10 protein-coding genes are annotated in these 12,810 nt (G+C 70.4%); 6 read left to right on the top strand and 4 right to left on the bottom strand.

The genetic code is table 11. From position 1 onward, the window contains the following. From JIG36_RS36695 to JIG36_RS36680, 4 genes are read right to left on the bottom strand one after another with little or no spacing between them, the layout of a single operon-like run. Window positions 1-1,302, bottom strand: a complete 1,302-nt coding sequence (locus JIG36_RS36695; RefSeq protein WP_203381033.1) for an AAA domain-containing protein — start codon at window positions 1,300-1,302, stop codon at window positions 1-3. Continuing rightward, window positions 1,299-2,732: a hypothetical protein gene (locus tag JIG36_RS36690; RefSeq protein WP_203381032.1), complete on the bottom strand. Its 1,434-nt coding sequence runs from the start codon at window positions 2,730-2,732 to the stop codon at window positions 1,299-1,301. Before JIG36_RS36690 ends, JIG36_RS36695 begins: the two co-directional genes overlap by 4 nt. Beyond that, entirely contained in the window at window positions 2,729-3,814 is a 1,086-nt protein-coding gene (locus tag JIG36_RS36685; protein WP_203381031.1) for a hypothetical protein, read from the bottom strand. The genes JIG36_RS36690 and JIG36_RS36685 overlap by 4 nt, the downstream gene beginning before the upstream one ends. 37 nt (window positions 3,815-3,851) lie before the next feature. Next, a complete protein-coding gene (locus JIG36_RS36680; protein WP_203381030.1) occupies window positions 3,852-4,646 on the bottom strand; it encodes a hypothetical protein in 795 nt (264 codons plus the stop codon). 101 nt (window positions 4,647-4,747) lie between these two features. Here JIG36_RS36680 and JIG36_RS36675 point away from each other — a divergent pair, with 101 nt between their 5' ends. The 6 genes from JIG36_RS36675 to JIG36_RS36650 all read left to right on the top strand — a co-directional run bounded on the left by JIG36_RS36675 (window position 4,748) and on the right by JIG36_RS36650 (window position 12,730). Continuing rightward, window positions 4,748-7,171, top strand: coding sequence for an AAA family ATPase (locus JIG36_RS36675; RefSeq protein ID WP_203381029.1), 2,424 nt, complete (start codon window positions 4,748-4,750; stop codon window positions 7,169-7,171). After that, on the top strand, window positions 7,168-7,548 hold the full coding sequence (locus JIG36_RS36670) for a hypothetical protein (RefSeq protein WP_307873053.1): 381 nt from the start codon (window positions 7,168-7,170) through the stop codon (window positions 7,546-7,548). Before JIG36_RS36675 ends, JIG36_RS36670 begins: the two co-directional genes overlap by 4 nt. Window positions 7,549-7,626: 78 nt before the next feature. Further along, window positions 7,627-8,577: an HIRAN domain-containing protein gene (locus JIG36_RS36665; RefSeq protein WP_203381028.1), complete on the top strand. Its 951-nt coding sequence runs from the start codon at window positions 7,627-7,629 to the stop codon at window positions 8,575-8,577. A gap of 45 nt (window positions 8,578-8,622) precedes the next feature. Continuing rightward, window positions 8,623-10,287 carry a SulP family inorganic anion transporter gene (locus JIG36_RS36660; RefSeq protein ID WP_203381027.1) on the top strand — a complete coding sequence of 555 codons (1,665 nt, stop codon included), beginning with the start codon at window positions 8,623-8,625 and terminating at the stop codon, window positions 10,285-10,287. After that, window positions 10,284-11,684 carry an alpha-amylase family glycosyl hydrolase gene (locus JIG36_RS36655; protein WP_203381026.1) on the top strand — a complete coding sequence of 467 codons (1,401 nt, stop codon included), beginning with the start codon at window positions 10,284-10,286 and terminating at the stop codon, window positions 11,682-11,684. The genes JIG36_RS36660 and JIG36_RS36655 overlap by 4 nt, the downstream gene beginning before the upstream one ends. Continuing rightward, the gene (locus JIG36_RS36650) at window positions 11,684-12,730 is read left to right on the top strand and encodes an aminopeptidase P family protein (protein WP_203381079.1); all 1,047 of its coding nucleotides are present in this window, start codon (window positions 11,684-11,686) and stop codon (window positions 12,728-12,730) included. The genes JIG36_RS36655 and JIG36_RS36650 overlap by 1 nt, the downstream gene beginning before the upstream one ends. Window positions 12,731-12,810 lie beyond the last annotated feature (80 nt).

The raw sequence follows: 12,810 nt of genomic DNA, 5'->3' as shown, positions 1-12,810 counted from the left end.
TCAGGCCGGGACGCGGTGCTGTTCCAAATGGGTCATGACTGTCTGGTTGGCGGCCCACCCGTCCGGGAACTTGACCGGCTCGTGCAGGTGGACCGGCTCGACCGAGGGGTGCGCGTCGAGCAGTTCGTGGATGCCGGCGCGGCCCACGACCACGCACGCCTGGCGGTGGCGGGAAGTCAGGACGCACAAGCGGCCCGCCTCCAGGTGGAACGCGGTGGCGTCGCGGCGGCCTGAGAGCGGGTGCAGGACCACCGTCACGTCGTATTCGCGGCCCTGCAAGCGGTTGGCTGTGTCGACCGTGATGCCGGGGGCGTCCGCGAGGGCCGCTTGCAGGGCGGCCACCTGGTCGCGGTGGGCGGCTCCGACCGCGATGCGGTCCGCGGTCACCGGCTCGACCTTGTCGCCGGAGCGGGCCATCGTGCCGCGGTGCAGGAAGCGCCGGGCCACGTCGGCCACCGCCTCGACGGCCTCGCCGTCGGTGCGCATCGTGTGGCGGGCCGGGAGTTCCAGGTAGCCCCACCCACTGGACGCCGCGGTGGCCAGTACCCGGTCTACCGGCGTACGGCCGAAGCCGGTTGTGGTGTAGGTCAGCTCGCGTTCGCCGGGGCCGGTGCCGGTGCGGAAGCCGGTGAACGGATAGAAGGCGGGCGCGATGACCGGCTGGGCGGTGGACGGCAGACGCCAGGAAACCGGCAGGCGGTGCACGGGCAGGCCGGGGTTGTTGCGCAGCAGGCCGGCCACCGCGCTCTGCATCGGGTCCCAGGTGAGGCCGCGCCAGCGGTCGTTCTCGACGACCGAGAACGGGTCGAGCTGGCCGGGGTCGCCGACGAACAGTGCGCGTTCGAAGCGGGGCGCGACGGCGAGCAGGGCGTCCGAGCGCATCTGGTACGCCTCGTCGACGATCGCCCACTCCCACGAGTGGTCCTTCACGTACGCCCATTTGGCCGCGGTCGCGATGGTGACCGCGCATCCGGTGAGCGCCGCCACGGCGGTGTCGCAGGCGACGTTGGCCAGCCGGGCCAGGCGCTCCGAGCGGACGTAGCTGCCGCCGCTCAACCGGCCGATCAGCGCACCGGGCAGGCGTCCGGCCAGGTTGACGGTGAGGTCGTCGACCTGCTCGTTGGTCTGGGCGACGATCATCAGGCGCTGACCGTCCTCGACCAGCTCGGCCGCGGCCCGCACGACCAGGGTCGACTTGCCGGCGCCGGGTGGCGAGTCCACGACGACGCCGCGGTGCTGCCCGGACCGGAAGTCGTCGAGAATGGCCAGCGTGGCCTGCTCAGAAAGAAAAGCAGGGGTCATTCCCACACCTCACGCGCGTCGTCGTCGGAGGCCACGTACGGCTGGGGTGGCCCGCCGTGCGTCCACGGAGTGTCTTCGGCGGTGGGCAGCTTCGGCGACTGCATGCCCTCGGGGAAGACGCTGGTGTAGGTGATCTCCTCACCGACCGCGGGGGTGGGCGCGACGGTCATGCCCTTCTCGATCTGCAGGGTCACCCGGTCGCCGTCGATCTCGAGGATCTTCGCGACCTGTTTGCGGCGGCCCGGCGACACCACGTCGGTGCCCACGGTCAGCCGCAGCGGGTCGTCGCTGCGCACCACCAGCAGCGGCCGCAGGACGCGGCGGCCCTTGTCGCCGGGCACCTTGCGGTCGGGTTCGGACTCGACGACCGTGCCGGCGAACGCCTCGCCGGTGACCCGGTAGTTCGCCATCACCAGCGGGTCGTCGAGGGCCAGGGTCGCGTCGAACGCGGTCTGTTCGCGTTCCAGCCGCTGCAGCCGCCGGGCCGCCGCCACGGCCTGGTCGCGCCGCGGTTGCGGGTAGCCGCCGCTGTTGACGTACATGTAGTAGCTGGTGAACTCGTTGCGGTCCTCGGTCCAGCGGGCGTCGACGCTGTCACCGGCCGGCAGCGCGCGCAGCAGGTCGATGGCCTGCCACATGAGACGCCAGGTCGGTTCGAGCTGCGTACGCAGGTCGCGGTCGAGCAGCGCGCGGGCCCGCTCATGCCGGCCCTCGTCCCATTGGCGCAGGGCCGGGGCGAGGATCTCGTTGTCGAACGTGGGGTCGGTGCTCGGGCCGGCCGGCGGCCACACGGTCGGGTCTTCAGCCTCGCGGGCGGCGTCGGGTCCCGAGGTGATCCAGCCCAGCGTGGCGGCGAGGTTCGTGTCTTCCAGCGAGCTCTGCCCGGTCGCCCAGTGCAGGTTGAGCGCGCTGGTCATCGGCAGCAGCGCCGACGATCCCGGATGTTCGGCCCGCTCGGCCAGGAAGCTCAGCCACCGCCCCAGCAGCGGCACGTCGGGCGAGACCGCGTATTCGCCGGTTGTGCGCCGGAACCGGGTCGAGCGCCCGAAAAGACGCACGAAACCCACGCCACCGGGGTTCGGCACCAGCAGCTGCGGCGCGTCCAGATAGCGGGGGTCCTGGTTTTTCCCGTACGTCTCGATGCCCTGTCGCGTGCGATCCTCCACGTAGCGCAGCACCACCGCCGCGAGTTCGTCGGCGAACGCGAACCGCAGGTCCCGGTTGCGCGGCTGCGGAACGATCAGCAGCGCCGGGTCGTCGCGACGGGTGCCCACCATCGCGGCCAGCGGCGCGTTCGCCTCGCCGGCCATCGTCAGCGGGATGAGCACCAGCGGCTCGCCGGCGATGTGCACATGCCGGCGGGTGGCGATCGGGAAGGCGCGGCCGCCGTCCACGGCCAGGGCGCGGGCGTACGAGGAGATCGCGCTCATGCCGGGGCCACCGAACCGTAGATGCGGGCCGTGTTCCGCAGCATCGCCGCGGCGTCGTTCTCCTCGACTGAGGGCACGGCCCGGCCGGCCGCCAGTTCGAGGGCCCGCGCCACGGTCTCGACGCCCCCCAGTTCCTCGCGGACCGTCGCACCCAGCGCCGACGTGCACCCGGCCGCCTCGTGCCGGCACAGGTACGCCATCTCGCAGCTGTTCAGGCATGACGGCTCGTACCGGGCCTCCATCGTGGCCAGCGTGGTCAGCAGCTCCTCGCGGGTGTGGGTGGCGAGGTCGAGGCTGACACCCGGGGGCAGCAGCTCGACCAGCGACTCGATGCGCGCCAGCCGGGTCAGCTGGTGGTCGAGGATGATGAGCTGCTTGCGTACGTCGATCTTGACGGCGGTCGGCTGGTTGGAGAAGTCCTTGGGGCAGACCAGCACCACGTCGTGCGAGACCCGGTCGTCGCCGAGCAGGCGGCGCAGCGCGAGCACGTAGACCGCGGACTGGCGCGCGGCCGCGGCGACCTTGCTGCCGTCGGCCTGGTCGTCGATGATCGCGAACGACTTGATCTCGACGACGTGCAGGACGCCGTCGTGGTGGAAGGCGACCAGGTCGGGCTCGAGATAGACGTTGTTGCCGCCGACGTCGAGCCGCAGCAGCGGGTGGTCGAGGAACGTCAGCGGCTCGCGCCCCTCGACGGCCGCCTGCAGCGCCTGCCGGGCCCGGATGTGGCGCAGTTCCTGGCTTTCGTTGCCGCCGACGGTTTCGAGATCCTTGCTGCCGACCTCTTCGATGTCGAGGCCGAGGGTTTCCCGCAGCATGCGCACCAGTTGGGCGTATCCGTTGGCCTTGACCTGGGCCTCGAAGGAGTTGCCGCGGGTGATGGCGAACTGGGACTGGCCGAACTTGGCCGGGAAACCGACCTGGGCGGCGAGGGCGTTCTTGTCGATGCCGGCCGCGTCGAGCACGGCCCGGCGGGCGCAGCCGGGGTTGCCGGTGAGCGCGGCGACCGTGCGCGCGTTGTGGCGCTTGGCGGGGGCGTTGCCGCGCAACTGGCTTAATCGGGCCTGGGTGGCAGGTTCCATCGGGCGTTCCTTCGCGGCGAAACGGTGGTGACAGGGGTCAGGTGCCGGTGGCGGCGGCCACGCCGCCCAGCCGGGTGCCGAACAGCTGCTGTGCGGGACTGAGCTGTTCGACCGCACGCTTCGCGGCCGCTTCGCGGTGCGACCGGTCGTCGTCGATGTGGATGGCGAGCTCGGCCCGGGCCGCGTCGGCGACCTCGGCCGGGCTCATGGAACTGGCGCTGGTGGCCGCGCCCGGGATGGTCGCGGCGAACCGCCACAGCAGCCGCCGGGTGTTCGGGCCGGTCTCGGCGAGCCGGTCGAGATGGTCGGCCAGGTTGATGGCGGCGGTCAGGAAGTCGACCCGCTGGCTCAGCGGGCCGATGACGCGGGTTGCCATCGGCCAGGTCGAGACCGCGATCAGGCCCCGCGCGGGCGCGAGCAGGTCGGCGGTCAGCGCGGCGCACAGATAGTACGGCCGGGAGTAGGGCGCGGACTGGAACGAGCGCTCCTCGTCACGTCGCAGGCTGGTGAGCTTGGTCGGGGTCAGCTCGCCGGTGGAGAACGCGTCGTGGACCGCGACCACCAGTTTCGGGGCGGCCGGGGCGCCGAGCAGGGTCAGCGCCTGGTGCACCTGTTCCCGTACGGGAAGAAGCGGCCCGGTCGCCGGCCGTGGCGCGGGAACCCGGGGCGCCGTCTCCAGCTCGTCGTCCAGCAGAGCGTCCCACTCGCGCTGAGCCTCCCGCAGCTCCCGGCGCAGGCCGGCGACGCGCTCGCGGTCGCCGGCGGTCAGCGCCTGCCGCACCTGGGTGCGCAGAGATTCGATCCGCCGATCGAGGGCCTCGACTTGTTCCATGGCGATACCGTACAGTCTTCCAGCAAGTTCCAGCAATCCCCAGTCTTCGCACGCGGCCACCCCCCAGGCTGCCCACCGTAACGTCGGCATAGGAGCAGACGGTGAGCACGGAACACGCACTTCTGGAGCATCTTTTCGACCGGTTGGCCGACCAGCACACCCCCGACCGGGTCGCCGAGACCGTTCTCGGCGCCTTCGCCGGGGAGGAGCAGCTGCGCGCCGTGCTCGACGGCGCGCCCGCTGACCTGCCCGAACGTGAGGACACCACGGCCGAGCAGCGGCACGTCTATCTCGAGCGCATCACCGTGGCCGGGTTCCGGGGCATCGGACCGGCGGCCATGCTGCACCTGCCGGCGCGACCCGGCCTGACCCTCGTCATCGGCCGCAACGGCTCCGGCAAGTCCAGCTTCGCCGAGGCGGTCGAGCTGGCGCTGACCGGCGACAGCAAGCGCTGGGCCGACCACAACCGGATCTTCCGGGAGGGGTGGCGCAACCTGCACCATCCCTCACCGGCGGCGATCGAGGTCACCGCCCGCTTCGACGGCGATCCCGATCCCGTACGGCTCAAGCGCCGCTGGCGTGACGAGGACACCGAGCCCGGCCAGGCCGTGGCCGAGGTGCGCCACGGCAACCGGCAGTACGCCGACGTCGACGAGCTCGGCTGGCGCCAGCCGCTCGAGGCCTACCGTCCGCTGCTGTCGGCCAACGATCTCGGCCGGCTCATCTCGTCGCGGCCCAGCGACCTGTTCGACGCCCTGGCCCCACTGCTCGCGATCGAACCGGTCACCGAGGCCGAGGCCCGGCTCAAGCGGATCAAGCGCGAGCTCGACGCCCACGTCAAGGCCGTCTCGGACCGGCGCAAGGCGCTGCGGCCGATCCTGGGCGGCATCGACGACGACCGGGCCCGCAAAGCCGCCCGGCTGTTCGCCTCGACCCGGCCCGACCTCGAGGCCCTCGACGCGCTGCTGGCCGACACCGACGACGCCGATCCGCAGGTTGCCGCGTACCGGCGCATCGCCGACCTGGCCGCGATGCCGTCGCCGGCCGAGATCACCGCGGTCGCCGACGGCCTGATCGAGGCGGCCCGGCTCGCGCGGGAGACCCCGGCCGGTGGTGCGGCCGAGACGCTGATCCGGCTGCTCGAAACGGCCACCGAGCACTACGACCGGCACGGCGGCGGCGCCTGCCCGCTCTGCCTCTCGGGTGAGCTCGACGCGGACTGGCGCGCCCGGGCGGCCGAACACCTCGAACGGGTCCACGACGACGCCCAGGCCCGGCGCGAGGCGGCGCAGGCTCTGACGGCGGCCCGCCGGGCGGTGTCGTCGCTGCGGATCGACCGGCCCGTGCTGCCCGACGGCTTCCCGGCCGCGGTGGGCGAACAGCTGCGGGTGGCACGCGAGGCGTGGGACGCGGTCACCTCCGACGCCGACCCCGACGCCCTCGCGGGACACCTCATCAGCACCTACCCGGCGCTGTCGGGCGCGCTCACCGCCGTACGGGAAACCGCTCTGGCTTTTCTGCAGTCGCGGCATGACCAGTGGCGTGCGTCCGCCGCGGAACTCCAGCAGTGGCTGGCCCAGGCGCGCGAGGCCCGTGTGCACGAGGAGCCGCTGACCCGGGTCAAGGAGGCGATCGACTGGTACCGGCCGGTCATCGAGAACCTGCGGGCCGAGCAGCTCGCGCCGTTCGCCGAGCAGTCCCAGCGGATCTGGCAGGAGCTGCGGCAGGAGAGCAACGTCGAACTGGCCGGCATGAAACTCGACGGCTCCAGCACCCGGCGCCGGGTCGCCTTCCCGGCCACGGTCGACGGCACCGCCACCTCGGCCATGTCGGTGATGAGCCAGGGCGAGATGCAGGCGCTCGGGCTCGCCGTCTTCCTCCCGCGGGCCGGCGCCGAAGCCAGCCCGTTCCGGTTCCTCGTCATCGACGACCCGGTGCAGAGCATGGACCCGGCCAAGGTCGACGGCCTGGCCCGCGTGCTCGCCTCGCTGTCGGGCACCCGGCAGGTGGTCGTCTTCACCCACGACGACCGGCTGGCCGAGGCCGTGCGGCGGCTCGAGATCGACGCCACCATCTGGGAGGTCACGCGTCGCGAGAACTCCACCGTGGACATCCGCAAGAACACCGATCCGGTCGACCGCTACCTCTCCGACGCGAAGGCGCTCGCCAAGACCGACGACATGCCGATCGAGGTCCGTACGCCCGTGGTCCTCACCTGCTGCCGCTCGGCGCTCGAAGCCCGCTGCCACCAGATCGTGCGGGCCCGCCGCATCGGCCGCGGCGAGAAGCACCGCGACGTCGACACCGCGCTGGCCGGCGCCCGCACCACCATGCAGGTCGCCGCGCTGGCCCTGTTCGACGACGCCGACGCCGGCGGCAAGGTCTTCGCCCGCCTCAACAGCGCCCACGGGCCCTGGGCGGCCGACGCCGTGCGCGCCTGCAAGGAAGGCGCCCACGGCCACTACCGCTCCGACCCCTCCGAACTCGTGGCCGACATCAGCCGACTCGTAGCGAGGCTCAAGTGATCACCGCCGAGAACTATCTGCTCAACGCCGGCTCCCTCATGACCAAAAGCGCCACCGGTACGCGCGGACTCTGGCCCCGGGCCAGCGCGTGGCTCCTGCGGCTGGCCCTGGAAGCGGCGATCGACCGCTACTGGCTGCGGGTGGCGCCGGCCGTGGCCGACTGCCGCAGCCGCCGCGCCCAGCTCGTCCTGCTGCGTGACCACCTCGGTCCCGACACGGCCAGCCGGATCGCCTATCTGTGGTGGGCGCTGTCGCGAGCCGGCCACCACCGCGGCTACGAACTCGCCCCCAGCGCCGTCGAGCTGCGCCACCTGCACTCCGAGGTGGCCGGCATGGTCGGCGCCCTCACCGCGGAGGACATTGATGTCACCCGTTGAGTATTCTCGGATGATCGGCGTGCCGGTGCCGTCCGAAGGCCTCACGCCGGATCCCTCCGCAAGCCCTACGGTCTGCTGATGGCCATCGCCTTTGAGCTGTGGGGCCAGCGCGGCTATCCACACGCGGACATCGTCGGGGAATCGCACTACTACGCGGCGATCCGAGCCGTCCTCGGCCGGAACGTGAACGAGGACGGCACCGAGGTGTTCGAAACGGCCGTCCTGACGCCCGAACCGGGCAATCGCTACGACCGGAACGCGGTCGGGGTGTGGATCCGCGGAAACCAGGTCGGCTACCTGCCACGCGAGGAAGCGGCCCGGTACGCGCCGACCCTCACCCGCCTGACCGAGCGCGGCTGGGAGCCGCAGGTGAACGCGCGGGTGTGGGGCGCCGACTGGGACGGCTTCCGCGGCTCGGTCCGCCTCGACCTGGCCGAGCCGCACCTGATCGTGCCGGCCAACCTGCCGCCCGCCGACCAGCACCGGGAACTGCCGTACGGCAACGCCATCCAGGTCACCGGCGAAGAGAAACACCTCGCCGACCTGACGCCCTATCTGCGGCCCGAGGGGGAGTGCTGGGTCCACGCCACCCTGCACGAGATCACCGAGCAGACCGCCCGTACGACGAAGGCCCTGGTCGAGGTCCGCCTCGACGGCGCCCGGGTCGGCCAGCTGAGCCCGAAAATGAGCGGCGACCTGCTGCCCGCCATCCACCACCTGGCCGAACAGGGCGTGACGACGCTCGTGCGGGCCATCGTCAAGGGCAACCGCATCAAGGCCGAGGTGGTCCTCTACTGCGCCCGCGCCCACGAGCTTCCCGAAAGCTGGCTGGGCGCCCGCGCCGAGGTCGTGGTGGTCCCGAGCGCCCACAGCCCGATCCCGCCCCCACCGACCGGCGTCCGTTTCACGGTCCCGCCGGAGTGGCCGTCCCCACCGGACGGCTGGACACCCCCACCCGGCTGGCAACCCGACCCGGCGTGGAAACCGGCCCCCGACGGCTGGCAGTGGTGGGTGCCGGTCTGGGCCTGACGATCTCGCCTTTTAAGGTGGCCTCACGGCGGGTGAGGGGGCTGGATGGGCGTCACGGAGTGGGTTCCGGGGATCGGGGCGGCTCGGGGATATCGGGCCCCGTGGTTTCCGAAAGACCTGATGGCGGGGATTGTGCTCACCACCCTGCTCGTGCCGCAGGGGATGGCCTATGCCGAGCTGGCCGGGCTACCGCCGATCACTGGGCTCTATACCTCGATCCTCTGCCTTCTTGCCTACGCCGTTTTCGGGCCCTCCCGTGTGCTTGTTCTGGGGCCCGACTCGGCGCTCGGGCCGATGATTGCGGCCGTTGTCGTGCCCATGGTGGTTTCCGGTGGGGACCCGGCCCAAGCCGTCGCCATGGCCTCCGTTCTGGCCCTGTTGGTGGGGCTGTTCATGACTGTGGCGGCCGTCGCCAAGCTGGGGTTTGTCGCCGATCTGCTGTCTCATCCGACTCAGCTCGGCTATGTGAACGGGCTGGCCGTCACCATCTTTTTCGGGCAGCTGCCCAAACTGTTCGGGTTCTCCGTCGAAGGGGACGGGCTCTTCGCCGACATCTCGGGGTTCGTCACCGGCCTTGGCGAGACTGTTCCGGCGGCCGTTGCCATCGGGGGTGGTGGGCTTCTCGTCATTCTGCTGCTGCAGAGGCTGCTGCCCAAAGTGCCGGCCATTCTCGTCGCCGTGGTGGGGGCCATCGGGGCGGTCACCGTTCTCGACCTCGACGTTGACGTGGTCGGGCCGCTTCCCCGGGGGTTTCCGCCGTTCACCATTCCTACCGTCTCCTGGGACGAGCTCGGCATCCTCGCCGCGGCGGCGGTCGGCATCACGCTGGTTTCGGTCACCGACACCATCTCCACGGCCACGACCTTCGCCGCCCGTACGGGACAGGAAGTGCGCGGCAATCAGGAGATGGCGGGAATCGGGGCGGCCAACCTCGCCGCGGGGCTGTTTCAAGGGTTTCCGGTCAGCACGAGCGGATCCCGTACGGCGGTGGCCTTCGCGGCGGGGGCCAAGTCTCAAGTCACGGGGCTGGTGGGGGCCGTCGCCATTACGCTCATGCTCGTTCTGGTGCCGGGGCTGCTCAAGGACATGCCGCAACCGATGCTGGCGGCCGTGGTCATCGCGGCCAGTATCGGGCTGGCCGACATCAAAGGCATGGTCCGGCTCTATCGGCAGCGTCGCATCGAGTTCGCGCTGGCCGTGGCCGCCTTTGTCGGGGTCGCCGTGGTGGGCGTGCTGCCGGGCATCGCGGTGGCGGTCGGGCTGTCGGTTCTCAACGTCTTCCGGCGGGCCTGGTGGCCTTATCGAGCGGTGCTCGGAAAACCGGCCGACGTCGACGGCTACCACGATCTGCGGCAATATCCGGACGCGGCCGAGATCCCCGCGCTCGCCATTTTCCGGTTCGACGCACCGCTCATCTTCGCCAATGCCCGGACCTTCCGGGAGGAGATCCGCCACCTGGCCATCACCGGACCCCGGTGGATTCTCGTGGCGGCCGAGCCGATCACCGACGTCGACACCACGGCCGCCGACATGCTGGAAGAACTCGACCAGGAACTCAACGCGAAGGGGATCTCGCTCGTGTTCGCCGAGATGAAGAACCCGGTGAAGAGGAAAATCGACCGGTACGGGCTGACCGGCACCATCGACCCCGCGCATTTCTACCCGACGCTGGATGATGCAGTAGCAGCCTTCCGAAGGAGCAACGCATGACGGCGGTCTACGAGCTCGACACCTGGCCCTGGCTGACCGGCCTGAGCCGCCGCTACGGGCGGACGGTGACGCTCGGCGACGTGCCCGGCGAGGTGTGGGACGAGCTGCGCGGCCTCGACGCGGTCTGGCTCATGGGCGTCTGGGAACGCAGCCCGGCCGGCCTGGCCATCGCGAGCGCGAACGAAGGCTTGCAGCGGGAATTCCGGAATGCGCTGCCCGATTTGTCGGAGAAAGACGACATCGTGGGCTCGCCCTATTGCGTACGGCGTTATGAAGTCGACGAGCGCCTCGGCGGACAAAGTGGCCTCCGGACGGCGCGCGAAGAACTGCGGAACCGCGGCCTGAAGCTGATCCTCGACTACGTCCCCAACCACGTGGCCCCTGATCACCCGGCCATCACCGAATATCCGGACTGGTTCATCAACGGCACTCCGGACGACCTGAAGTCGGATCCCACCGGTTGGTTCGAAGCGGGTGACCGCGTCATCGCCCACGGCCGCGACCCGTATTTCCCGCCGTGGCCCGACGTGGCCCAGCTCAACGCCTTCCACCCCGGCCTGCGCAAGGCCACCGTCGAGACGCTCAAATCCATCGCCGAGCAATGTGACGGTGTCCGCGTCGACATGGCCATGCTGTTCTTCAACGACATTTTCGTCCGTACGTGGGGCGACCGCGCGGGCCCCAAGCCGGCGCAGGAATTCTGGCCCGAGGTCATCAAGGCCCTCCCCGACGGTTTCCTGCTGATCGCCGAGGCCTATTGGGACACCGAATGGACGCTGCAGCAGCAGGGCTTCCACTACTGCTACGACAAGCGCCTCTACGACCGCCTGGCCCACGAGAGCGCCGACGCCGTGCGCGCCCATCTGCGGGCCGATCGGGGCTATCAGGACAGGCTGATCCGGTTCACCGAGAACCACGACGAGCCCCGCGCCGCCACCGCGTTCGGGCCCCGGAACCGGGCCGCCGCGGTCGCCGTCGCCACTCTGCCCGGCGCCACCCTCTGGCACGACGGCCAGTTCGAGGGGCGCCGGGTGAAACTGCCTGTCTTCCTGGGCCGCTATCCCGACGAACAGCCCGACAACGAGCTGAAAGCCTTCTGCGAAAAGCTTTCCCGGTTGAAGGTGAACACGGGGGAGTGGCAGCTGCTCGACACCCACGACGTGCTCGCGTGGACGTGGCAGAACGACGGGAAACGCCACCTCGTCGTCGTCAATTACGCGGACGGTCCGGCGCGGACCCGCGTACGGGCGCCCTGGTGGTCGGACGAGAAACCGCAATGGCGTCTGACCGACCTGCTCGACGGCCGCGTTTTCGACCGGGACGGCAGGGAACTGGCCGACGCCGGGCTCTTCGTCGACCTGCCCGCGTGGGGATTCCACGTCCTGGAGGTGGAGTAGTGCGCATCGAGAAGGCCCTGAGAAGCGCGGCGGAGGCCGGGCTCGACGGCCTGCTTCTCACACCCGGCCCCGACCTCACCTATTTCACCGGTCTGCGCCCGCCGATCACCGAACGGCTCACTCTGCTCGTTCTGCGGAACGGCCACGACCCGTTCCTCATTGTTCCGGCGCTCGAGGAACCGCACGGTCTCGACCTGGAAGTGCGGACCTGGCCCGACGGCGAAGACCCCTATGACGTGTCGTTGACGGGGCGGTTCGCCATCTCGGACTCGGCCTGGGCCCTGCACGTCCTCAATCTGCAACGGAAATGCCCGGAGCTGAGTCTGGTCGGCATGACCGAGGTGTTGCCCATGCTGCGGGCGGTCAAGGACGCCGAGGAAATCGAACTGCTCGCCGAGGCGGGCGCGGCCGCCGACCGAGCCTTCGAAGACATCAGGACCGTCCGTTTCTCCGGTCGCACCGAACGGGAAGTGGCGGTCATTCTGGCCGGGATGCTGCGGGAGTACGGTCACGAACAGGTCGACTTCACCATCGTCGGTTCCGGTCCCAACGGCGCGAATCCGCACCACGAGATCGGCGACCGCGTCATCGAGACCGGCGACATGGTGGTGCTCGATTTCGGCGGACTCAAGAACGGTTACGGCTCCGACACCACCCGCACGGTTCACGTCGGACCGCCGACGAGCGAGGAACAGGAAGTCCACGACGTCGTGCGCCTCGCGCAGCAGGCCGCTTTCGAAGCCGTACGGCCGGGGGTGGAATGTCAGGAGATCGACCGGGTGGCCCGCCGGGTCATCGAGGACGCGGGATATGGCGAGTTCTTCATTCACCGCACCGGTCACGGCATCGGGCTGGAAACCCATGAACCCCCTTATCTCGTACGGGGTGAGACGCGGCCTCTGGTGCCCGGCATGTGCTTCTCGATCGAGCCGGGGATCTATCTGCCGGGCCGCTTCGGCGTGCGCATCGAGGACATCGTCACCGTGACCCCCGACGGAGGGAGGAGGTTCAACAACACGGACCGGTACTTAAGTTCCGTGTTGTGACCCTCCGATCGATCCTTTCCGGATCCGGGCGCCGAGGAGCAAGCTTGCGGGGCATCTGAACCGCGAGACCTTGGGGGAGT

It is taken from the genome of Paractinoplanes ovalisporus (genome assembly GCF_016834655.1).
Classification (GTDB): Bacteria; Actinomycetota; Actinomycetes; order Mycobacteriales; family Micromonosporaceae; genus Actinoplanes; species Actinoplanes ovalisporus.
The sequence above is the reverse complement of the archived record's forward strand: the minus strand, read 5'-3'. Positions and strand labels throughout refer to the sequence as shown.

Bases quoted from the DNA above. Each gene is read 5' to 3' on its own strand.
- JIG36_RS36690 (WP_203381032.1), bottom strand. From the start codon at position 2,732: ATGAGCGCGATCTCCTCGTACGCCCGCGCCCTGGCCGTGGACGGCGGC.
- JIG36_RS36665 (WP_203381028.1), top strand. From the start codon at position 7,627: ATGGCCATCGCCTTTGAGCTGTGGGGCCAGCGCGGCTATCCACACGCG.
- JIG36_RS36655 (WP_203381026.1), top strand. From the start codon at position 10,284: ATGACGGCGGTCTACGAGCTCGACACCTGGCCCTGGCTGACCGGCCTG.
- JIG36_RS36680 (WP_203381030.1), bottom strand. From the start codon at position 4,646: ATGGAACAAGTCGAGGCCCTCGATCGGCGGATCGAATCTCTGCGCACC.
- JIG36_RS36685 (WP_203381031.1), bottom strand. From the start codon at position 3,814: ATGGAACCTGCCACCCAGGCCCGATTAAGCCAGTTGCGCGGCAACGCC.
- JIG36_RS36660 (WP_203381027.1), top strand. From the start codon at position 8,623: ATGGGCGTCACGGAGTGGGTTCCGGGGATCGGGGCGGCTCGGGGATAT.
- JIG36_RS36695 (WP_203381033.1), bottom strand. From the start codon at position 1,302: ATGACCCCTGCTTTTCTTTCTGAGCAGGCCACGCTGGCCATTCTCGAC.